The following is a 24,482-nucleotide window of genomic DNA, read 5'->3' on the forward strand; positions in this document are numbered from 1 at the left end:
ATAGAACAGTTAATTTTATAAAATCCTGTCGACTCGCAACATGGGTACAAAAAAAACGAGTTTTTTATATAATAAATTTCAAAGAGACAGCCTAACGGTCGCAGAACTTGAAGAATTCAAAGCATTAGTGAGCAAACCGGAATTTGAAAGCGAATTCTGTTTTATGTTCGAAAACCGTTGGAAAAACTTAAGATCTGACGAACTGTTAGCCATGCCTGAAGAAATTGAACGCCAGCAATTCAACTACATCACAAGTGCCCCCCCTCAAAATCAAGAGCATGCGAGGTTACGTATAGTTACAATGGTGGCGGCAGCGATTCTCATCATACTAGCTGTTGGTCTTTTATTCTATTCAACAGGTAGTAAACGTAGTAAAAAGGTAGATATGGATGCATTAGCAAATAAAATAGCTCCCGGAAAAAACACAGCTACACTGACGCTTGCAAATGGTAAAACTATTACTTTAAGTGAAGTAAAAAATGGAGTTGTAATTCAACCATCAAAATTAACTTACAACGATGGGACTGAAGTTTCAGGAGATACCGAAAATTTTCATGGACCTCAGATGATTACTACACCACGTGGAGGTATTTATACGGTGATTTTACCGGATGGCAGCCAGGTAATGCTCAACGCAGCATCTACACTAAAATATCCTTCCTCTTTTTCGGGGAATAAAATGCGTCAGGTAGAATTAACTGGCGAAGCCTACTTTAAGGTATCCAAAGACAAACAGCGTCCCTTTGTGGTCGTTTCAAAAGATCAGGAAATAAGCGTGTTGGGAACACATTTTAATGTGAATGCCTATCTTGATGATACAGTTATTAAAACCACCTTGGTTGAAGGTGCTGTAGCTATTAATGACGAAACATTTTTAAAGCCCGGGCAGCAATCAATTTTTAAACAGGGCGTAGCAAAGGTTGTAATGGCAGATGTAGAAATGGAGACTGCATGGAAAAATGGTCAGTTTATCTTCGATGGACAGAATTTTAAAACAATGATCAATAATATTTCCAGGTGGTATAATGTAGATATCAGCTATGATCCGGCATTGGAAAATCTCCATTTTGGAGGCCGGATTTCCCGTTCACGAACTTTAGGAGGCATACTGAAAATGCTGGAGGGCACGGGTGATATTAAATTTAAAATTGAAGGAAGGAGAATTAGCATGACCAGGTAAATGTGCTTAAAAAAACTGGTTCCAAAATAAGCCAGGAGTGTTGGAAGCACTCCCGGTAGATGATTGGAGTCAGACAATTAATTTGACAAGGAATTATCATAAACCAAATATCGTGAAGCCTTTATTCGCTAAAATACTCGACGGAAAAATAAATAATGTTTACGGTATAAAAGTAGTCGACGCACCATATTTCTCTACAGAATTCCATTTCCATGAAGAGTGTCAGCTTGTCTACCTTATGGAAAGCGAAGGCCGTGTAATGATTGGCGACAGCATACGGAATTTCGGCAATGAAGAATTGTTTTTCGTAGGTTCAAATTTGCCACATGTGTGGCACAACAGTAAAGAATACTTTATCAATACCGTTGGAAATTCAAAAGCAAGATCAATTTCCCTTTTCATTCACCCAGAAAAAATACTTGATATTTTTAAAGAACCAGAGAATATACAACAGATAAAAATGTTTTTTCAGCTAGGCAAACGTGGAATTAAGTTTGGAGACGTTGCGAAAAACGAAGTGAAACCATTGTTGATAAAAATAGCTTCAGAAACTGACGAGATAGGTCGTTTAGTAGGTGTACTTGAAATTATAAGAGTACTTTGCCATACGAAAGATTATCAATTGTTAGCTAGCCCGGGCTATACCAATAATTATCAATTAAAGGACAACGACAGAATGGATAAAATACTGAAATATGTTTTTGATAATTTTAACCAGGAAATCTTGCTTAAAAAAGCCGCCGACATGACCAATATGAACAAACAGGCCTTTTGCAGGTACTTCAAAAACCGCACTCAAAAAACTTTTGTCACATTTGTAAATGAAGTACGTATTGGTCACGCCTGTAAATTGATGGCAGAAACCGACAGGCAGATTAATGAACTGGCTTATGTTTGCGGCTTCAATAGCCTATGTAACTTCAATAAACTTTTTAAAGCAGCGAAAGGTGTTACCCCAAGAGAGTATAAAAAAATGTTGGTAAAATAAAAAATAAAGCGGGCATCATCCTACTGGTGAACATCCCGCTTTTTTAACGCTCTCGAGTGCTAATATAAGAACTATTTATCAATATCAGGCGTTCATTTTATTCACTTTACCATCATAAAATTATCGCATAACGAATTATAATATCTGAGCGGCATTCCAGCCACATTTTTGCCACGTTAAAACCACACACATACAATCCATTTATTTGTTAACTTCAGGCTTCCAACTAAATAGATGTATGAAATATATTTTTACTTCAATACTTTTCCTAACCACAATATCGACGTTCAGCCAATCGGTGGCGAGAAATGAACAACCGGAAATAAACCAAACCAGAACGGTATTTATTGACCCAAAGTTTAAATCTGAAATTCAAAAAGCGGAAAAACTGGTTATGATCTTAATGAAAGAAAAAAATATACCTGGTTTATCTATTTCTGTAAGTACAAAAGATAAAGTTATCTGGTCACAGGGTTTTGGCTTTTCAGATCTGGAAAATAAGATACCGGTAAAAATTAATTCAAAATTCAGGATCGGTAGTGTATCAAAAACACTGACAACCCTTGCTATAGGAAAACTACTGGAAAACAATAGATTAAAATTATCAGACAATATTCGGGATTTTGTCCCCTACTTTCCAGCGAAAGCATATACCATTTCTGTACGTGAATTAGCAAATCATACCTCTGGCATCAGAGCTTATAATAACGGAGAATATTTAAGTTACAAAAACTATGAATCTGTTAAAAAAAGTATTGACGTCTTTAAAGAGGATTCACTGGCTTTTAAACCAAATACAAAATACCTTTATTCTACCTACGGATATGTTTTGCTAAGTGCCGTTATCGAAGGTGCAACTTCAATGAACTTTACGGACTATATGCGCGACAGCATTTTTGTACCATTGAATCTAAAAAACACATTACCCGACAACCCTTATGAAATAATAGACAATCGGGTAAGGTTTTATGATAAAGTAGATGGAGCGATAATTAATAGTCCTGCTGTAGACAATTCAAACAAATGGGCCGGTGGAGGCTACCTCTCCACTCCTTTTGACCTGGTAACCATATGTCGGTCATTAATGAATAATACTTTTTTAAAGGAATCGACAAAACAAAAATTATGGACACCAAACACACTTGACGATGGACAACATACCGATTATGGCTTAGGCTGGAGAATGGACAAAGACAATTTCAATCGCTACTTTGTGCACCATGGAGGTAGTTCTGTTGGAGGTCGTTCCTTTTTATTGGCTTATCCAAATGATGGGATTTGTATAGCTTTAACCAGCAATCTTAGTGACAGTTTTGATCAGTCATTTGTATTAAAACTTGCAGGATTATTTTTAAATAAATGATACCATAAAAACTCCTGCATTCAGATTTCCAATAGAGGATTATCAGCTAAATATTATTGACAATATTCTGACTATCTGCATAGCAAAACTTTCATGCCTAATATTATTTTTGCCGCAGACTATGAAAGCTGCTATTGTCTTTTTCTTCTCGCTGTGTTTCCTTCTTCTGAAGGGACATACAGATGTTTATGCAGCCATTCATGATGACAGCTTTAGTTATTCTTCCGCTCAACATGTTGAGAAAAAACAACAAACACATTTAGAAACGACAAACCAGGATCTCCCTGTAATTAAAGACGCTAGTCTTAACAGCAAAAAGGATGAATTCGTAAGTCTCGAAAACGAAGATGATGATGATTCGATGTTTTCCAGAAAATATGTGCTGTTAACCAAGTATTTTATCACACTTGCCTATGCATCCGTTTTAGTTTGTTTCTACAATTACTTTAAAAATCGTTTGCCTTTTTGCAGACACCTATCTTATTCTTCCTCTTACAAATACATTCTGCAAAGAGTCTTAAGGTTATGAGAGCGATCAGCTGCCTCAGTTAACACTGGTGTAATTAAATAATCAACCAGGAAAACTGACGTAACTCCCTTTCTTTGGAATTTCTGATTCCAGATCATTAAATCGCTAATCATCAATTAAGACTATGAATAAAATTATAATGCTTACGGGCATTTGCGCTGTATTGTGCCATACAGGCTGTATATCTAATAAAGAAAAAAAAGAGGAAGAGGCCGGAAAATACGCCGTAACAACCCCATTGAGAATCGACACTACTTTTAACAGAGAATATGTTTCGCAAATAAAGTCTGTACGAAACGTTGAAATCAGGGCACAGGAAAAAGGTTACCTGCAGAATATTTATGTTGATGAAGGGCAATCTGTTAAAGCCGGACAGCTCTTGTTTAAGATCATGCCAAAAATGTACGAAGCTGAGCTTTTGAAAGCCCAGGCCGAAGCCAAAGCAACAGAGATAGAGTTGCAGAATACCAAAACCCTGGCCGATAAAAATATCGTCTCAAAAAATGAGCTGGCTATGGCTCAGGCAAAAGTTGATCAGGCGAAAGCCCAGACAGCGCTGGCAAAACTCCATCTGTCTTTCACCGAGATCAGAGCTCCCTTCGACGGTACTATTGACCGTATCCCTTTGAAGCTGGGAAGCTTAATTGATGAGGGTGAACTGCTAACCAGTCTTTCCGATAATACGCAGATGTTTGCTTATTTTAATGTATCTGAGCCAGAATACCTAAACTATGCAACCGATATAAAAAGTCGCGCGAACACTAAAGTAAGTTTGCTTTTAGCAAACAACCAACCCCTGAAATATAAAGGCGAGGTAGAAACTATTGAAAGTGAATTTAACAACGAAACCGGAAGTATCGCTTTCAGGGCCAGGTTCCAGAACCCGGATAAGCTGTTAAAAAACGGCGAAACGGGTAAAATACAGATGACTGTCCCATTAAAAAATGCATTAATCATTCCGCAGAAGGCGACCTATGAAATTCAGGACAAGATCTATGTTTTTGTTGTTGACAAGAATGGCGTAGTAAAATCAAGAAACATTAGTATCATCAGTCAAATGCCAGATCTTTATGTGGTGAGTAACCAGCTTTCTGAAAATGATAAGATTCTGGTTGAAGGCGTACAGAAAGTAAAAGATGACGATAAGATCAAATATGAATTCATAGCACCTAAGAATGTGCTTTCCGGGCTCCAATTGAAAGCAGAGTAGTCATTCAATCTTAAAATAATTTTATGTTTAACAAATTCATACACAGGCCTGTCCTGTCTATCGTCATATCACTCATTATACTGTTTCTGGGATTTTTAGCCATGACCCACTTACCAGTAACCCAATTCCCTTCCATCTCCCCTCCCAAAGTGAATATCACAGCGGAATACCCCGGTGCAAATGGAGAGCTTATGATCAAATCAGTCATCATCCCACTCGAAAGAGCAATCAATGGTGTACCCGGCATGAAATATATGGCCTCTGATGCAGGAAACGATGGAGAGGCAACGATACAGGTTGTATTTAACCTTGGAACAGACCCTAACCAGGCTTCCGTAAATATTCAAAACAGGGTAGCATCTGTAGTAAATAAACTCCCTCCTTTGGTAGTGCGTGAGGGGGTTAAGATCACACGTGAGGAATCAAACATGCTGATGTATATCAATTTATACAGTAAAGATCCAAACATGGATCAGAAATTCCTTTTCAATTTCGCCGACATCAATTTGCTGTCTGAGTTGAAACGTGTTGACGGTGTTGGTGTTGCCGACATTCTGGGGAACAGGGAATATGCCATGCGAATTTGGCTGAAGCCTGATCGCATGCTGGCGCATAAGATATCGGCGGACGAAGTTCTGGAAGCCCTCAATCAACAAAGTCTGGAAGCATCACCAGGTAAAACCGGCGAAAGTTCAGGTAAAAGATCGCAGGCCTTTGAATATGTGTTAAAATACCCCGGAAGGTTTACCACCAGAGAAGGATATGAAAACATCATCTTAAAATCCAGTCCGAATGGAGAGATCCTGCGTCTTAAAGATGTTGCTACAATTGAATTTGGGAGTTCGATGTACGATATATACTCCAATCTTAACGGAAAACCCTCAGCGGCAATTACCGTTAAGCAGTCATACGGAAGCAATGCCAGTCAGGTGATCAAAGACATCAAGACAAAGATGGAGGAAATCAAAAAGAGTTCTTTTCCAAAGGGAATGGATTATGAAATCAGTTATGATGTTTCCAAATTCCTCGATGCTTCTATTGAAAAAGTAATCCACACTTTAGTAGAAGCTTTTATACTCGTGGGATTGGTTGTATTTCTATTCCTGGGCGACTGGCGTTCAACCCTCATTCCTGCAATTGCAGTTCCTGTGTCGCTGATTGGCACATTTGTATTTATGCAGTTTTTTGGCATCACCCTAAACCTGATCACTTTATTCGCGCTTGTACTAGCCATCGGTGTCGTTGTAGATGATGCGATCGTCGTCATCGAAGCGGTACATGCCAAGATGGAAGAAGAACATCTCTCACCACTTAAGGCCACAAGAAAAGCGATTCATGAGATTAGCGGGGCGATTATTGCCATTACCTTTTTAATGGCTGCCGTATTTGTCCCGGTATCATTTATGTCCGGTCCTGTAGGTATTTTCTACAGGCAATTTTCGATTACTATGGCCACTGCAATTATACTTTCCGGAATAGTGGCACTAACACTCACCCCGGCGCTTTGTGCCATGATCCTGAAGAACAACCATGGAAAACCTAAAAAGAACACAGGGCCGGACAGATTTCTGGATGGGTTCAATTCCGGGTTTAACAAGCTTTCAGAAAAATACCAGAAAGTGTTGGGCCTGATTGTTAACCGCCGGGCCGTCACTTTTATGGTATTGATCGCATTTTGTGCAGGAACTTATTTCATCAACAATAGTCTCCCTTCAGGCTTTATTCCGAACGAAGATCAGGGGATGTTCTATGCGATCATTCAAACACCTCCAGGTTCCTCTCTGGAGCGCACAAACCAGGTAGCAGAGCGGCTACAACAGATTGCGGAAAAGATTGACGGCGTACAATCTGTATCTTCTCTTGCAGGTTATGAAATTCTAACTGAAGGTACAGGGGCAAATTCAGGTACCTGTCTCATTAACTTAAAAAGCTGGGAAAACCGTAAACAATCGGTTCAGGAAATCATACAGGAACTTGAAGAGCGTTCAAAAGACATTAAAGGTGCTACGATTGAATTTTTCCAGCCGCCAGCAGTACCAGGTTACGGCGCCGCAGGTGGTTTCGAACTGCGTTTACTTGACAAAGCCGGATCGGGCGATTACAAAAAAATGGAAACAGTAAGCAGGGACTTTGTCAAAGAATTAAACAAACGCCCGGAACTGGCATCGGTATTTACCTTTTATAGTGCCAGCTTCCCTCAGTATATGCTACGCATTGACAATGATATTGCCCAGCAAAAAGGCGTAACTATTGAGAATGCAATGAATACACTTTCAACGTTGGTAGGTAGTAACTATGAAACAAACTTTATTAAGTTCGACCGCCAATACAAAGTAATGGTGCAAGCTTCCCCTCAATACCGGGCCTTACCTGAAGACATCCTTAAGCTTTACGTAAAAAACAATCATGATGAAATGGTTCCTTTTTCTGCTTTTATGAAAATGGAAAAGGTATACGGATTATCGGAGATTACCCGTCATAATATGTACAATGCATCAGAAATAAGTGGTTCATCTGCGCCGGGTTACAGTAGTGGTGCAGCAATTAGTGCTATCAATGAAGTTGCCGAAAAAACCTTACCACGCGGTTTTGGTATTGATTGGGCCGGTATTTCAAAAGATGAAGTATCACGCGGCAATGAGGCTATTTATATCTTTTTGATCTGCCTGGGATTTGTATACCTGATTCTTGCTGCCCAGTACGAAAGTTTCATTCTGCCCTTAACGGTAATACTTTCATTACCTGTAGGTATTTTCGGGGCCTTCTTTTTACTTAAAGTAATGGGATTGGAAAATAACATTTATGCGCAGGTTGCTATGGTCATGTTAATCGGCCTGTTGGGTAAAAATGCCGTACTGATTGTGGAGTTTGCTACGCAGAAACATGCTGCTGGCGCATCTGTATTCGAAGCAGCAATGGAAGGTTCGAAAGTAAGGTTCAGACCTATTTTAATGACCTCATTTGCATTTATAGCCGGCCTTATCCCACTGGTTTTTGCCTCCGGCCCCGGAAGGATCGGCAACCGAACTATAGGTACAGCAGCTGCCGGAGGTATGTTGCTCGGAACTATTTTAGGTGTACTGATTATCCCCGGATTGTATTACATATTCGGTACTATCGCAGAAAAGTATAAGCTCGTTAAACATGAAAAAGAGAATCCGCTAACTGAAGAAATTGATCACAATGTATAAACTCAGCATCTATAAATATATTGGCCTGTTCGGGATAAGTATGGCCGTTGCCAGCTGTAAGGTCCCAGCCCTCCCCCAGCTAACTGAAAAAAAATCAGTTCCCATTACCTACAACAACAACAGTGACACCACCAATACGGGAAACCTTCAGTGGCGAAGCTTCTTCAACGACCCGAATCTGGTTAATCTGATAGACACAGCCCTTAAGAACAATCAGGAGCTGATGATCACTTTACAGGAAATTGAAATTGCAAAAAACGACATCAGGATCAGGCAAGGAAAACTCCTGCCAACTGTTGGTGCAAAGGTTGGGCTTGGTGTTGAAAAGGTAGGCAGATATACCAGTCAGGGGGCCGGTGATGCTGCTACAGAAATCGCTCCCGGAAAGGAAGTACCTGATCCGCTGATGGACTATACCCTGACCGCTTATGCCAACTGGGAAGTCGACATCTGGAAAAAACTGCATAATGCTAAAAAAGCAGCCGTTACCCGATATCTATCAAGTATAGAAGGTAGAAACTTTGTACTTACTAATCTTATTGCCGAGGTAGCTAACTCTTATTACGAATTACTGGCACTTGATAACCAACTGGAAACGGTTAAGCAGAATATTGAGCTGCAAAGAAAAGCGCTTGAAGTTATAAAAGTGCAGAAGGAAGCAACCCGGGTTACAGAGCTGGCGGTTCAAAAATTCCGGGCAGAGGTATTGAATTCGCAAAGCCTTGAGTTTGAAATTATTCAAAACATAAAAGAAACAGAGAATAAAATCAATCTTTTGCTCGGCAGGTATCCACAGGAAATACCCAGAGATAAAAACAACTTTTTAGGGCTAACACCAATGGCAGTTCATTCGGGTATTCCATCACAGTTATTAGGCAACAGGCCCGATATAAAAAAGGCGGAATTGGAACTTGCAGCTGCAAAACTGGATGTTAAAGTTGCAAGGGCAGAATTCTACCCCTCCTTAGACATTTCGGCTGCTGTAGGATTGCAAGCATTTAAACCGTCATACATCATAAAATTCCCGGAATCTATACTTTATTCGCTTGCCGGGGACCTGGCAGGACCGCTAATAAATAGAAATGGAATCAAAGCGGAGTTTAATACAGCCAATTCGCATCAGCTTCAAGCAATGTATAACTACGAGCGCACTATTTTAAATGCTTACCTCGAAGTTTCTAATCAACTTTCCAGCATCGATAACCTGGATAAGAGTTACAACACGAAGTCGGAAGAAGTGACTGCACTTACCAGGTCTATTGATATTTCCAATGACCTTTTTAGGTCAGCAAGAGCTGATTACCTGGAAGTTTTAATGACCCAGAGAGATGCATTGGCTGCTAAACTTGAACTCATTGAAACTAAAAAGAAACAGTTTAATGCAATAACAAATGTTTATCGTGATTTAGGCGGAGGCTGGAAATAACAGTTATTAATAATCTTATCAACGCATCGGGTTGCTCCGATGCGTTGATAAGATTATAATCCATTAAAACACTTGAATAGTTCATTGGATGGAAAATTGAAAGACTATATTTTTGTTTTACGACCAAAGTAAACTAAAACATATAACCAGTCATATCCATAACCATGATTAAGCAGATTCAAATACAAGATGCACGCTTCCCTTTAGGCAAAGGAGCAGGAAGCGATGCCATTCACCGTGACCCCATATATTCTTACGCTGTAACCAACCTGATTGATGACAGTGGTCATACCGGAACAGGCTTTGCCTTTACCCTTGGTGAAGGAAATGATTTAGTGTGCAAAGCCGCAGCATTTTATGCTGAACAGTTAAAAGGAAGGGATATTGAAGAACTGATGGCTAATTTTGGGGCAGTTTTTAATCAATTTGCCAACGAGCAGCAATTTAGATGGCTGGGTCCACACAAAGGGGTTGTTCATTTAGCCCTCGCTTCGGTAACAAATGCCTGTTATGATTTATGGGCAAAAAAAAGAGGTGTTCCTTTATGGAAACTTTTGATTGACCTTTCTCCGCAGGAAATTGTCAATACACTCGACCTCTCCTATTTGGAAGACGAACTTACATCAGAGCAGGCTTTACATTTACTGCAAAACAACCAGACAGGCAAGTCCGACAGGCTTCAGATCATCGACGCTGGTTATGCTGGATATGACACCTCAATTGGTTGGTTTAATTACTCTGATGAAAAAGTTCGTGAAAACTGCAAGAAAGCCGTAGCTGAAGGCTTTACCGCCATGAAACTCAAAGTTGGCAGTACCGATCCTGAAAGAGACATCCGCAGAGCACATATTGTCCGTGAAGTAGCTGGTGATGATATTAAAGTAATGCTTGATGCCAACCAGCAATGGACTTTACCACAAGCCCTTAAAATATGTAAGGATTTACAAAGCATGAATCCGTATTGGATAGAGGAGCCTACACATCCGGATGATGTCCTGGCACATGCCACCCTTGCAAAAGCAATAGCCCCAACAAAACTGGCACTGGGAGAACATGTACCCAACCGCATCATATTTAAAAACTACCTGCAAACAGGTTCTGCCGGATTTATGCAGGTGGATGCAGTAAGGGTAGGCGGCGTCAGTGAATTTATAACTGTTAGTTTACTTTGTCGCAAATATAATATCCCCGTAGTGCCACATGTGGGTGATATGGGACAGCTACATCAGCACCTTGTCTTGTTTAACCATATTTCAATGGGTCATGAAGCGCTGTTTTTAGAGCACATCCCTCATTTGCAACAACATTTTGTTCATCCTGTTAAAATTGAAGGCGGTGTTTACAAAACACCGATGGAACCAGGAAGCAGTTGTGATTTAAAACCATTAAACTAATTAAAAATGTTAAATTCCATTGATTTAAGCATTAGTATCCTATACATTCTCGGCATTCTGGCTATAGGCCTTTGGGTAGGAATCCGACATCGCCAAAAAACTAAAGCTAACGCTGCCGGTGAATACTTTTTAGCCGGAAAAACCCTTAAATGGCCAGCCATAGGCCTGGCACTTTTTGCCACCAATATTTCGACTGTACATTTGGTAAGTCTGGCTCAAAGCGGTTTCGACAGCGGTTTGCTGAATGGAAACTTCGAATGGATGGCTGCCATAACACTCATTTTACTGGCCTTGTTTTTTGTTCCTTTCTACATCAAATCAGGTGTAGCAACTTTACCTGATTTTCTGGAAAAACGGTACGATAAATCCAGTCGCGATTGGTTGGCTGTAATTTCTGTTGTCTCGGCTATTATTATCCATATTGCATTCTCTATGCTTGCAGGCGGGATTGTACTCAAAACCCTATTTGGCCTAAACATGTACGTAAGCGTAATCGTTATCTGCGTTATTACAGCCATTTACACCATTATTGGTGGCTTAAAAGCAGTAGTAGTAACCGAATCTATACAAACCGTTGTGTTACTTGCCGGAGCTTTTATCATCAGCTATGCAGCTTTCGATAAAATGGGTGGTTGGGAATCTATGACCGCAGTACTTAAAGATAATGGTGAAATGGACAAGTTGTCTATGTTACGTCCCCATGGCGACAGTAGTGGAATGCCCTGGTATAGCATACTCCTGGGATACCCAATATTAGGTATATGGTACTGGTGTGCTGACCAAACCATTGTACAACGGGTTCTGGGGGCTAAAGACGAGAATCATGCACGGGTAGGCCCTTTGTTTTGCGGATTCATAAAAATATTACCCGTATTTATTTTCGTTTTACCTGGGTTATTTGCCTATACCCTATCAAAAACAGGACATCTGGATATCAGTAGCCTTGGCCTGGATGATAAAGGGAACGTAAATTCCAAAGGTATTTATACCCTCATGATTACACAGTTGTTACCTTCTGGTTTGGTAGGTGTACTTGTCGCTGCATTGTTATCAGGCTTAATGAGCCAGGTTTCGGGTGCATTAAACTCGATCTCTACGATGGTAAGTTATGATATGTATCAACGGTTCCGTCCAACAGCTTCCGACAAACAATTGATAAACGTAGGAAAAATATCAGCGGGCATTGCACTTGTCTTTTCGCTTGCCTTATTGCCCCTACTGAACAGATATGAAAGTATCTTTAGTGGGATCAACGATATCATTGCACATATTGCCCCTCCTATTACCTGTGTGTTTTTACTAGGTGTATTCTGGAAGAAAGCCTCAGCACCATCAGCAAAGCTAACGTTGTGGATTGGTTCAGCACTAGGCGTCGTTGTATTTGCAATAAACAAATTGTATCCCGAATCAGTTATTGGACATATTCCATTTATGATGATGGCCTTTTACCTGTTTTGTGCTTGCGTGGCTATTCAGGTATTTTTCTCATACCTGTATCCAGTGCAGCATACTGCAGAAAGTGCAACATTGTATTGGAAATCCCCTTTGGAACCGCTACAAGGCAAAGGATGGAGTGGCATAGGAAATTATAAATTTCTATCGGCCTTATTACTAACTGTGACAGCGATATTATACTACGTATTTAGATAAAATTAACACGCAATAATTTATATGCAGTTATTAACAGACAAAGTGATTTTTCTTACCGGAGGATCAGCAGGGATTGGCCTTGAATGTGCCAAGGCATATGCACAGGAAGGGGCGATTGTTGTTATAGCGGCCCTGGCGACAAGCCCAATCAATGAAGCTCTGGAAATTTTAGGTGACAGACATTTAGGAATCGCATGCGACGTATCGAAAGCCAATGACGTGGAAGCAGCTATTCAGCAAACTATAACAAAATATGGAAGGATAGATGCGATACATAACAACGCTGGGATTGCTTCACCGTCAAAACCCTTAGATGAAACCAGTGATGATGAATGGGATCAATTGATAAACGTAAATTTAAAAAGTGTTTTATTGACCACTCGTTTCGGTATAAATGCGCTTAGAAAAACAAAAGGCTGCATTTTAAATACCAGCAGTTTGGTTGGCGACATCGGACAGGAAAACCATGCAGCCTATTCAGCAACCAAAGGTGGAATGAATGCACTAACCAAATCAATGGCACTTGATTATGCTGTTGACAAAATAAGGGTTAATGCGGTAATGCCTGCCGGGGTATGGACGCCTATGCTGCGCAAATGGAGTCAAGAACAACCAAATTCTGCATCTATAATAAACTATCTGGATGATATCCATCCACTAGGTGATTGTCCTGAAGGTGATGTAATTGCAGATGCCTGTGTTTTTCTTCTTTCTGATAAGGCCAGGTTCATTACCGGAACAACATTAGCTGTTTCAGGCGGAGCCGAACTTGGCTACAGAAGAAATCCGTAACACAGGCATCAGGGGAATTACTTCCTGTTTATTGTTTTTGAGCTTCCTGGTTTTACCCAAACAGCTTTCTTAGTAACAGTTTTTCCGTTATCATCTAAAAACTTAGGCAACCATCGGATTTTCTTTTTTCCGGTGTTGCTTACAGTTGTAGCTTTGTTTCCTTCATGTTTAATGTTAATTGTTGTCTTCAATATAGGTAAATCTATAATTTCTGAAGTAGTTGCAAGTTTTCCACGGTTTAATGTGCTGACCTGATCAACTCTAGCATCAGGTTCTACCCCCATTAATCCTTCAGTGAAACCTTTAATCACCCCGTAAGAAACTTCAGGATATTCTCTCCTGTGCGTTGATGGATCAGTTAAATGCAACATATAATTATATGCTTTTTCTGGCTGTCCATTTTGGTACATGATTAAAGGAAAATAAGATAAGTTCTCTATATTCCAATCTCTTGATAGTAAGTGTTGGATGGTTTTTTCTTTGCGTTCTCCGTCTTTTAAGGCATCAAACCAAAGCAAGAAAGTAGCACCTTCGTCCATTCCGAACTTATGATCTTTTGAATAGTAAGTATTGTAACGCGAAGCATGCTCATTCCACCATACTTCATCTAAACTATTTTGGTAGGCAGCGGCTTTTGCTCTGAATTTATCAGCTTCGGCTCGCTTTCCCTTGACATCTAATATTGAAGAATACGACATCATTCCTCTGTAAATTGCTCCGACTAAGTCTACCCCCATTTTCATGTTTGGCACCCCTTCACAATAAGACGGTAAACCACGACATCTGTGAAATGAATCCTCATCGTTAAACGGTACCGGTGCATTTGGATGATTTGGTCTTTTCAACAAAGAATCTACATGTAAAACCCAACGATCAATATAATCAGTTACAGTTTTTTCATGGAAATTCTCAAAATCTGCACCTTTAATATATTCCTCGTCACCCGTCCATAAATAAAGTTTCCAGCTCGATTCAAGAATATCAAAATTAGCATTTAGGTTGTACCAGAATTCCTTATCATTACGATAATCTTCGATCGCTGGCTGCCCAAAATGGTTGATCTCCCAGAAAGAGCACCAATCTTTAGATTCAGATATGTTTTTCGCAAAAAGCCTGAACATATTTTTATTCTCTTGATGTAAGCCCAGAATCTCGCCCCCGATACTCTGATGAGACACGTCGCGCATACAAAATGCCATTCTTGGGGGCAGTGCAGATTCATACCAGGGCCCAACAGAATCACCGGGTTTACCTTTATACCTTAAAGCCATTTCTTTGGCCCGACTAAATGCCGTCTGCAACGCGGCATCGCTTGATTTAAAAGTTACTCCATCACCCTGGGCATATGTGCCAAACCAAAGGCAAAGAAAGAAGTATAAAAAAAGGATTTTTTTCATGTGTGTTAAAAAATTAGCAGATTAGAATTATCTACTTTTGATTAGTAAATTCTACGTTCATATTTGTTTTTTGGTTAGAAATAAACAGACTAATACACTGATCTATACTATTCTGTACTATCTATAGGTAAATATAAAAGAAGTTTTCCCGTAATTGCAATTATTATTGTTTTACAAACACATTTTTTCTATAATTTCGAAACCAAATGAACCTCACCGCCTTTATCACCTTTATAGCTGTAACCCTTCTGGTTGCTTTAATTTCCTGGCTTAAAACCAGAAGGCATAAAATAACAACATCCGCAGGGCTCTTTCTGGCCAACCGTAATTTAAGTTTCACAGCAGTTGGCAGTGCCCTATTTTTCACAAATATCAGTGCGGCAGAATTTGTTGGTAACAGCGAATCGGTATACCTCAACAACATGACGGTAATGGCCTGGGGCGTAAGTTCGGTATTCGCCATGCTACTTGTATCCGAATTTATAATCCCTATTTATTTGAAGGGAGCCATGTCTACCACACCAGATTTTCTGGAAAGCAGGTACGATCCACAAACAAAAAAACTGGTATCTTTTGTTTTCCTAATCAGCTACATGGTTAATCTTTTACCAATTGTATTATACAGTGGGGCAATTGCATTAAACGGTCTGTTTCATTTTTCAGACATCTGGCATATCAGCTATGGAGGCAGTATCTGGATCCTGGTTTGGTGTATTGGTCTGGTTGGTAGTTTGTACTCCATTCTGGGCGGACTAAAAGCTATTGTAGTTTCCGATCTCGCCTTAGGAATCTGCATGTTTACTGGTGCGTTGCTGCTTGCCTATTTCGGCTTAAGACACATTGGTGGTGGCGACTTTCAAAATGGAATACATACTATACTCTCTACGAAAACGGAACATTTCAATTCTATAGGAACTGCCAGTGATGAAGTTCCATTTTCTACCATTTTTACGGGTATGATTTTAATGAACCTTTTTTATTGGGGTACAGAACAGGTTATCGTACAGCAAGCCCTTGCGTCATCCAACCTTGAAACCAGTCAGAAGGGAATTGCCCTTGCTTGTGCAGGAAAACTACTTGGCCCCTTACTTTTTATCTTACCGGGAATTATTGGCGTTCATATGTACAGCAATATGGAAAATACGACCGAAGTATTTTCGAGAGTAGTAAGCGATGTATCTCCTCCGGTGCTAAGCGGCTTTATTGCCGCCGTTATTTTCGGCGCAGCAATCACATCGTTCTCGCCCGGACTCAACAGTGCGAGCACATTGTTTACTTTAAATATCTACAAGCCTTTTAAAGAAAAAAAAGGTATCCAGGTTACTGAAAAGAATTTACTCAGAAGCTCCAAGCGCTTTGAAATGTTTGCCTCTTTGCTGGCGATGTTTATTGCACCTCTGTTCATGTTTTCGAATGATAGCTTTTACACCTTTTTGCAAAAGATAAATGCTGCATTTAGTATCCCTATATTTACCATCATGTTTATCGGATTTGTAACAAAAAGAGTCCCGCCAATTGCAGCGAAAATAGGCATCTCATTTTGTTTGATCGGATATATACTTACACAGATGGTTTTTGACACGGGCATCCATTTCCTACACGTATTGGCTATACTTTTTGTAGTCACTTCAGCCATTATGTTAATCATTGGAAAATTATATCCAATGGAGAAGCCGTATGTCGCACAGAATAAATCAGTTGTTGATCTAAAACCATGGAAAAATCGCCACTGGGCAAATGGTCTCCTGTTGATCATTATGATCTTATTGTTCCTGCTGTTCTCTCCTTTGTATCTAGCATCTGCATAGTAATAAATGCAGAAAACAGGCTGTAGCATAGGATTAACTATTCCTATGCTACAGCCTGTTTTCTGTTAACAATGAAGTTTACTTAGCGTATTACGACTACCAATAAACGCCATAAAGCGCTACAAGCAGACCTAAAATCAACAGTGCACCAACTGCAAAGCCAGTTGTAGTCTTAAACATCTTGATATCAATCTCCAGCCCTTTATTTTCTGCATCTTCTTTTTTCTGCGACAGACTAATTATATACATACCTATAACACAGAATAAGAATACAAAGCCCATTCTATCGATAAACGGAATTTCATAAATTCCTTCAACATTTTTAACCGAAAAGCCCCATCCAGATAACCAGGAAAGATCAGTCCAGTTCGGAAGAAATTTTAAAAATAATGATAAGCAAAAACCACCGATAGTTGCAAAAAGCGCAGCATTAGAAGTGGTCTTCTTCCAGAAAAACCCTAGTATAAACATGGCAAAAATACCGGGAGAAACAAAACCAGTATATTCCTGAATATATTGAAAACCTCCTTTTTTATCGATTCCCAGATATGGTGCGATCAATACACCTAAGATCATTGCTGTAACAATAGCAATTTTACCCGTTAAAACCAGATTTTTCTCTGACGCATCGGGTTTAAGTACTTTATTATAAATGTCTAAAGTAAAAATTGTTGCAATACTATTGGCCTTACCTGCCAGAGATGCTACTACAGCTGCCGTAAGTGCTGCAAATGACAAACCTTTTAAGCCCGCGGGTAAGAGATTCAACAATACCGGATAAGCACGATCGGGGTTTACCGATCCGTTCTGGATCATTTCAGACTGAAATGCACCGTCCTTAAATAAAACATAGGCCGCAATTCCAGGTAGAACTACGATAATAGGCATCAGCAATTTTAAAAAGGCAGCAAATAAGATTCCCGCACGCGCGGTATTCAAATCGGCACCAAGTGCCCTTTGTGTAATATACTGATTGCAACCCCAATAGTTTAAATTTACAATCCACATCCCTCCTATGAGCACGCTCAGACCGGGCAGGTCAATGTAATTCTCATTATCCGGTTTTAGAATCATATGAAAATGCTCGGATGCCTTTGAGGTCATCAAACTGTATCCTTCAACAATACCCTTGGTACCATAATGATCTGAGACAAGGTTTAGCGCTAAATAGGTTGTTGCCAGTCCACCAAGAATAAGGAAAAACACCTGTACAACGTCGGTGTAGCCGATAACTTTCATTCCACCAAGCGTAATAATAATGGCAAAAGCAGCAATGACATACATACACAACTCTAAACTAAATCCTGAAATGCTACTTACAGCTAAAGCTCCTAAATAAAGAATTGAAGTTAAGTTGACCACCACATATAACAACAACCAGAATACAGCCATAATCATAGCCACTGTACCATTGTACCGCTGACTTAAGAACTGAGGCATTGTAGATATCTTATTTTTAAGATACACGGGTATAAAAAATATGGCTACGACTATTAATGTCGCAGCTGCCATCCATTCGTAGGTAGCTATAGCCAGTCCCATTTTAAAACCGGAACCGCTCATGCCTATAAATTGTTCTGCAGAAATGTTTGAAGCAATCAATGATGCTCCAATTGCCCACCAGGTTAAAGATCCCTCAGCAAGAAAGTAATCTTTTGATCCCGTTGATACGGACTTTTTCTTATAATAGATGTATAGTCCGTAGGAGGCTACGATAAGAAAATATATAAAAAATACGATATAATCGCTCGTACCCAGCACGTTATTGTTCATTATTGGTTTTGTTTAAGGTTGTTATTCTTTTCTATTTAAAGCTAAAGTACTATTCCAGTACCTGCTGCAGTTTCTACTAAATAGGCCTCCAGTTTAAGTCCGAACTTTTGGTCGTAATCCTCACTTAGTTTCTTTACCAGTTCAGAAATATGCTCTGTTTCAACAATATTAAGTGTGCAGCCACCGAAGCCACCGCCCATCATTCTTGCTCCCAAAACGGATTTTTCTGCGCGTACGGCATCCACTAAATAATCTAATTCATCACAGCTAACCTCGTAGCTTTTACTTAATCCATCATGAGTGTCAAACATGAGCTTGCCTAAAGCCTTCAGATTTCCATCCTTTAAATATCCGGCAGCTTGAATTAACCTTACATTCTCTTTGACTACATAGCTGCATTTCTCATATACATCTACATCTCTATGCTTTACATATATTTCCAGCATTTCCATATCCACATCACGTAATGTACTAACCTCAGGATGTGCTTCTTTAATCCAGGCGACCGCTTGTTCACATTGCGCTCTCCTATCGTTGTATGCACTATCTGCGAGTGAGTGTTTCACCTTCGTATTGAGTAATAGAAACTGATAACCAGACAGATTAAGCGGAACGTATTCATATTCCATAGACCTGCAATCCAGCATTATTGCGTGATCTTTCTTTCCAAAAACAGAAGCAAACTGATCCATAATCCCACAACTCACACCTGCAAATACGTGTTCTGCCTTTTGCGCGATATCGGTTAATTCCATCTTTGGAAATCCCAGATTAAAAACCTGATCAAGTGCAAATGCCGTAGCGCATTCCACTGCTGCAGATGAGGAAAGTCCCGCTCCAGGAGGAACGTCACCATCAATATATAGGTTAAATCCACCTATAGCTTTATTTCTTTTGATGATTTGATCTACAACACCCAGGATATAGTTTGGCCAGCCTTTTTCAGAAATATTTAATTCCGCTAAAGAAGCCTCGTGACTTTGTTTAAAATCTTCTGCGTAGAGATGAATTTCGTTGTCTTCTCTTTTTGATACTGCAACATAAACGGCCTTATCTATTGCGGCAGGCATCACAAAACCTCCATTATAATCTGTATGTTCTCCTATGACATTGATTCTACCGGGTGATTTAACAACTAACGGCACTGTACCATATCTGCTTTTAAAAATGGATTTTAAACGGTCAACATCCACTTTGGCTGTTGACATAGCAATTTCTGATAGTTTCATTCTATCTTTTTTTATAATGTATCTCTGGTAAATCCCTTAAACGTGCGGCAGCAAATTCAGGAGTAATATCGCGTTGTGGGTTTGCCAGCATTTCATAACCAACCATAAACTTTTTTACCGTTGCTGAACGTAACAATGGTGGATAAAAGTGCATATGCCAATGCCATTCTGGATAGTCTAAATCATTAACTGGCGCCTGATGCATTCCGGCTGAGTATGGAAATGAAGTCTCAAAGAGATTATCATACTTTATTGTCAGTTGTTTCAAGGCATCGGCAAGTGCAGTAATTTCAGACGCTGTAAACAAATCAATTCCTGTTACGTGACGTTTACTGATAATCATCGTTTCATAAGGCCATACAGCCCAAAAAGGCACGAGAACAACGAAATAATCATTTTCAAATAAGATTCTTTCCTGCTTCTTTTGTTCTATTTCCAGATAAGCTGAAAGCAGGCTTTTACGATGAACGGCATAATAGCTTTTCTGACGTTTCGTTTCCTTTAAAATTTCTTCCGGAATACTACTTTGTGCCCAAATTTGTCCATGTGGATGCGGATTACTACATCCCATAATCTCGCCTTTATTTTCAAAGATCTGAATATACTCGATCCAATCGTATTGCCCAAGTTCTTTAAATTCCTTTTGCCATATTTTTATGATCGATACAATCTCATCATTTTCTAATTCTGGTAGTGTAAGTTGATGCTTAGGGCTAAAACTAACAACTTTACAAAGCCCCCGCTCGCTATTTGCAACCAAAAGTCCATCTTCATTGAGATTTTCCAAAGGCGTATCTTCCAGTAAGGCAGCAAAATCATTCTGAAAAACGAAACAATCTGTATACTCAGGGTTTACCGCGCCATCTGCCCGAACATTCCCCGGGCATAAATAACATTTGGGATCATATTTGGGGCGGTTATCCGGACTTACATCTTCTATTTTACCCTGCCAGGGTCTTTTGGTACGATGAGGAGAAACGAGAACTTTCTCCCCGGTGAGAATATTCAGCCGCGTATGCGGATTTGCATCAAGATTAAATAATTGGTCCATTAAAAATGAATAAAAAAATCGTGCATAAAATTATTTGATCTTACTTAAGCGGAATAGTTTGGTTTCATGAGCATTCACGGTACCTTTCCATTTTTTACCTTTTCCGACAACCTTGTGCTCCCATAAGTCTTTAATCTGATAATTCCCGGTCAATCCAAAACCAGCAAAATCATAAGCAATATCCTGACTGGTTTCAGTCCGATTCAATATAGCCAGGGCATAATCGCCATTTTCAAGTGGCTTCAGCAATACCGTCCAGTTCTCATTATTAACTTTTCGTTCGGCTTGTTTACCCAATCGGTCCTGATTAATAGCGATCACCTCTTTGTTTAATAAAATACGTTTAGTTTCGGCATCCATAGTTCTTAAATCATTGGTAGCGGCTAATGGCGAAGCCATAATGCTCCACAAACTCATCTGGCTCTGGTATTCGGTATTGGTACATCCAGTTCCACCTAGATCGCCTGAAGGACCTTTTTTTCCTTTTAAACCAACCACAAGCATATCCATATCATTCCAATGTCCTGGGCCTGCATATTTATCAAGTGTTGCATTGATGTCCATGATATCTAATATTCCTTCTCCACCTTCTTCAGCACTTCTTCTTTTCTATTTATCTCTTACGTCATTAGTGGTTCGCCACAATTGTCCTCCGGCATCAGCTGCCCACAACCATGGTTTACGTCCTCCCCATTCGCATATCCCGAAAGCGATATCTCTACCACTCTTTCTTAATGCATCAGCCATGGTTTTATACCTCTGTTTAGCGATTTCTACATCATCAGGAGCACCACAATAATCATATTTCAGGTAATCTATACCCCATGAAGCAAATGCTTTTGCATCCTGTTCTTCAAAACCCAGACTGGCTGTATATCCAGCACAGGTAAGTAATGCCGCATCAGAATATATACCCAATTTTAACCCTTTACTGTGAACATAGTCTGCAAGTGCTTTAATTCCTGAAGGAAACTTTTTGGGATCAGCGATAATGTTGTTCCTATTGTCTCTTCCTCCCTGCCATCCATCATCTATAAAAACATAATTGTACCCTGCACTTAGCATACCCGTACTCACCATAGCGTCGGCCATTTCCATGATATCCTTCTCGTTGATATTGTCAGCGAAATAGTTCCAGGTCATCCAGCCCATTGGAGGCGTTGGTGCTAAAATCCCTCCTTCATTGGATTTTGTCTGGGAATATGTTTTAATGTTTAAAAAACAACATAATATTAAAATATAAACTAATCTTGTTTTCATCTGTGAAGTTTGGTTAGTTTAAAGCCTCTATTTTCAAAATCACACTTGTTCTTGATGAATTTACATCAGGATTGAACCCTATTTTCATTAAGAAATCGCCAGAAAAGGTTGTTTCTCCTTTAATACTTGATTCTGTACCTGGGTAAAGATTTATCTCCCTGATCTTATATTTTTTTGCCGGATCAAGTCCTTTCAATCGAATAGGCAAGCTGCTATTTGCGCCATACCTGTAATTGACAAGGTAGTTGAATATTACACCTGATGATTTATTTTCATCAAGATAAAGCATAGCAGCTACGTTTGATTCTTTTGGGTTGGACAGGCGGTACTGGTTTCCTTGCCAAATGATTTCCTTAAGCGAATTATAGTTCTTTATAGCATCCTGACAATATTTTAGATCGTTTGCATTGAGGTGACTAACCACAATATCAAAACCCAATTTACCCATCATAGCCACATCTGTACGGAATTTTATTGGTTGTTTACCCCAGTCTGTAACGTGGTTTGCTGTAGCTATAGCTGGATAAAAATAAGAATACTCCCACTGCATGAAGATACGTTCCAATGGATCTGTGTTATCACTTGGCCAGAACTCTGTAAAATACTGTAGCGCGGCATAATCAACCCTGCCACCACCACCAGAACAAAGCATCATTGGTACTGTAGGGTATTTTGCTCTGATTCGCTCCAAAACTTTATACAAGCCTTTTACATATTCTATGTAGAAATGATTTTGATTTTTAATGGTAGCAGAATGCGCATTGTAAATTATGGAATTACAATCCCATTTGATATAGGCCAACTCAGGATTCTTTGTAAATAACCCATCTACTACGTTGTAAACAAAATCCTGGACATTAGGATTGGTAAGGTCAAGCACCAATTGATTTCTGAAATAGTGCTCATCTCTTTTAGGTTGCTTAACTACCCAATCAGGATGTTTTTCGTACAATTCACTTTTCGGGTTAACCATTTCAGGCTCTATCCAGATGCCAAATTTAACCTGGTTATTTTGTGCTTCTTTAACTAGTGAAGAAATACCATTAGGCAATTTCTCTTTATTTTCCTGCCAATCACCCAATCCAGCAACGTCACCATTACGTGGATACTTGTTGGCAAACCAACCATCATCTAACAAGAAAAGATCTACTCCCAGTTTCTTGGTGTCTTTTAAAAGACCTGCAAGCTTACTTTCATTAAAATCAAAATAAGTAGCTTCCCAGTTGTTTAATAATGTTAAACGCTGACCTTTCCCATCTAATAATTTATAGTTTCTGGCCCAACGCTGCAAGTTTCTGCTTGCTACTCCTTTACCATCTGTAGATAATGTATGCAAAAATACCGGGGTTACAAAAGTTTCATTTGACTTTAAGGTATAAGTAGATGCATAGTTGTTGATACCCGAAACAATCCTTAAATTCTCTTGATAGTCTACTTCCAGATCGGTACGGAAGTTCCCGCTCCATTCCAATGAACCAAATAAAACAGTTCCTTCATCTTCTGTTGCTGGTTTACCCAGAGATACCATAAATACCGGAGGTTGGAACAAATTAGCCCTCGTACCCAATTTACTATCTAATGTTTTAATACCGCGTGTAAGTTTAGATTCTTCAGGTTGCATCTCTTTCGCCCAATCGCCATAAAATTGGTTTAACCAATAGCCTGAACTTTTTAAATAAAGATTTGCCGAAGCATATTTGTGTAACGTAACATTACCTTTTTCGCGATGCTGAATTGACGACCATTGTTCTACCACATCTTCTTTAAAATAGGTTTTATAGAAAAGTGTTACTGAGAAATCGTACACAGGATCTTTTAAAACAATACTAAGCAGGGAGACATTATTGTCAATTTGCTTTAAAGCATGACTTACATATTTTAAATCCAGGGAGTTGTTACCATCTGCATGGGTCACCGTAATCGCAGGTTCGGCCAAATTTTTGGAACCAGATGGCGCATAGGCTGAATTAAGTATACCTGAATAATCCGAAGTCTGCTTATATATCGCTGGTACGTGTAAATATTCGCTGTTGTTAGCTAATTTCTTACCAAAATAAATCGTCAACAGGTCCTTATTGGCATCTGCCTGAAAAACCAGTGCATTGTTTTGTGTTTCTATTGGAATAACAACAGACTGTGCTTCCGACCTAAAAGGACTTAGCGCAGAGAAAAAAAGTAATAAACAAAAAGGATTAAGGGCAGTATTCAATCGTACTTTAAACATTCTAAATGATTTTATAG

The 24,482-nt window shown here is 39.4% G+C and carries 17 protein-coding genes and 1 pseudogene; 11 read left to right on the forward strand and 7 right to left on the reverse strand.

The genetic code is table 11. The annotated features are described in order from the left end of the window. Nucleotides 1-40 precede the first annotated feature (40 nt). The 10 genes from R2Q84_RS23920 (at nt 41) to R2Q84_RS23965 (ending at nt 13,723) form a co-directional block, all read left to right on the forward strand. A complete protein-coding gene (locus tag R2Q84_RS23920) occupies nt 41-1,180 on the forward strand; it encodes a FecR domain-containing protein (RefSeq protein WP_316819132.1) in 1,140 nt (379 codons plus the stop codon). Nucleotides 1,181-1,217: 37 nt separating this feature from the next. Continuing rightward, on the forward strand, nt 1,218-2,168 hold the full coding sequence (locus R2Q84_RS23925) for an AraC family transcriptional regulator (protein ID WP_316819133.1): 951 nt from the start codon (nt 1,218-1,220) through the stop codon (nt 2,166-2,168). Between the two features lie 238 nt (nt 2,169-2,406). Then, the gene (locus tag R2Q84_RS23930) at nt 2,407-3,531 is read left to right on the forward strand and encodes a serine hydrolase domain-containing protein (RefSeq protein ID WP_316819134.1); all 1,125 of its coding nucleotides are present in this window, start codon (nt 2,407-2,409) and stop codon (nt 3,529-3,531) included. Between the two features lie 121 nt (nt 3,532-3,652). Then, entirely contained in the window at nt 3,653-4,060 is a 408-nt protein-coding gene (locus R2Q84_RS23935) for a hypothetical protein (protein WP_316819135.1), read from the forward strand. Between the two features lie 124 nt (nt 4,061-4,184). Beyond that, entirely contained in the window at nt 4,185-5,270 is a 1,086-nt protein-coding gene (locus tag R2Q84_RS23940; protein ID WP_316819136.1) for an efflux RND transporter periplasmic adaptor subunit, read from the forward strand. A gap of 23 nt (nt 5,271-5,293) precedes the next feature. Further along, nucleotides 5,294-8,461, forward strand: a complete 3,168-nt coding sequence (locus R2Q84_RS23945) for an efflux RND transporter permease subunit (RefSeq protein WP_316819137.1) — start codon at nt 5,294-5,296, stop codon at nt 8,459-8,461. Continuing rightward, nucleotides 8,454-9,887, forward strand: coding sequence for a TolC family protein (locus tag R2Q84_RS23950; protein ID WP_316819138.1), 1,434 nt, complete (start codon nt 8,454-8,456; stop codon nt 9,885-9,887). Before R2Q84_RS23945 ends, R2Q84_RS23950 begins: the two co-directional genes overlap by 8 nt. Before the next feature lie 164 nt (nt 9,888-10,051). After that, the gene (locus R2Q84_RS23955; RefSeq protein ID WP_316819139.1) at nt 10,052-11,281 is read left to right on the forward strand and encodes an enolase C-terminal domain-like protein; all 1,230 of its coding nucleotides are present in this window, start codon (nt 10,052-10,054) and stop codon (nt 11,279-11,281) included. Between the two features lie 6 nt (nt 11,282-11,287). Then, nucleotides 11,288-12,931 carry a sodium:solute symporter gene (locus R2Q84_RS23960; RefSeq protein ID WP_316819140.1) on the forward strand — a complete coding sequence of 548 codons (1,644 nt, stop codon included), beginning with the start codon at nt 11,288-11,290 and terminating at the stop codon, nt 12,929-12,931. 21 nt (nt 12,932-12,952) lie between these two features. Continuing rightward, a complete protein-coding gene (locus R2Q84_RS23965; protein ID WP_316819141.1) occupies nt 12,953-13,723 on the forward strand; it encodes an SDR family oxidoreductase in 771 nt (256 codons plus the stop codon). A 17-nt stretch (nt 13,724-13,740) separates the two neighbouring features. On the opposite strand, the gene R2Q84_RS23970 is transcribed toward R2Q84_RS23965, so the two are convergent. Further along, nucleotides 13,741-15,120, reverse strand: coding sequence for a hypothetical protein (locus R2Q84_RS23970; protein WP_316819142.1), 1,380 nt, complete (start codon nt 15,118-15,120; stop codon nt 13,741-13,743). Nucleotides 15,121-15,326: 206 nt separating this feature from the next. On the opposite strand from R2Q84_RS23970, the gene R2Q84_RS23975 reads away from it, so the two are divergent. Then, nucleotides 15,327-16,928: a solute:sodium symporter family transporter gene (locus tag R2Q84_RS23975; protein WP_316819143.1), complete on the forward strand. Its 1,602-nt coding sequence runs from the start codon at nt 15,327-15,329 to the stop codon at nt 16,926-16,928. A 96-nt stretch (nt 16,929-17,024) separates the two neighbouring features. Here R2Q84_RS23975 and R2Q84_RS23980 read toward each other — a convergent pair whose 3' ends face one another. The 6 genes and pseudogenes from R2Q84_RS23980 to R2Q84_RS24005 all read right to left on the reverse strand — a co-directional run bounded on the left by R2Q84_RS23980 (nt 17,025) and on the right by R2Q84_RS24005 (nt 24,465). Beyond that, the gene (locus R2Q84_RS23980; RefSeq protein ID WP_316819144.1) at nt 17,025-18,701 is read right to left on the reverse strand and encodes a sodium/sugar symporter; all 1,677 of its coding nucleotides are present in this window, start codon (nt 18,699-18,701) and stop codon (nt 17,025-17,027) included. A gap of 41 nt (nt 18,702-18,742) precedes the next feature. Continuing rightward, entirely contained in the window at nt 18,743-19,930 is a 1,188-nt protein-coding gene (locus tag R2Q84_RS23985; RefSeq protein WP_316819145.1) for a galactokinase, read from the reverse strand. A gap of 1 nt (nt 19,931) precedes the next feature. Further along, entirely contained in the window at nt 19,932-20,981 is a 1,050-nt protein-coding gene (locus R2Q84_RS23990) for a UDP-glucose--hexose-1-phosphate uridylyltransferase (RefSeq protein ID WP_316819146.1), read from the reverse strand. Between the two features lie 30 nt (nt 20,982-21,011). Next, the gene (locus R2Q84_RS23995; protein WP_316819231.1) at nt 21,012-21,302 is read right to left on the reverse strand and encodes a hypothetical protein; all 291 of its coding nucleotides are present in this window, start codon (nt 21,300-21,302) and stop codon (nt 21,012-21,014) included. Then, nucleotides 21,294-22,241: pseudogene (locus tag R2Q84_RS24000) on the reverse strand (glycoside hydrolase family 27 protein); the annotation flags it as partial. The gene R2Q84_RS23995 and the pseudogene R2Q84_RS24000, both read right to left, overlap by 9 nt. 13 nt (nt 22,242-22,254) lie before the next feature. Continuing rightward, nucleotides 22,255-24,465, reverse strand: a complete 2,211-nt coding sequence (locus R2Q84_RS24005) for an alpha-galactosidase (RefSeq protein ID WP_316819147.1) — start codon at nt 24,463-24,465, stop codon at nt 22,255-22,257. Nucleotides 24,466-24,482 lie beyond the last annotated feature (17 nt).

It is taken from the genome of Pedobacter nyackensis (assembly GCF_032678475.1).
Lineage (GTDB): Bacteria > Bacteroidota > Bacteroidia > Sphingobacteriales > Sphingobacteriaceae > Pedobacter > Pedobacter nyackensis_A.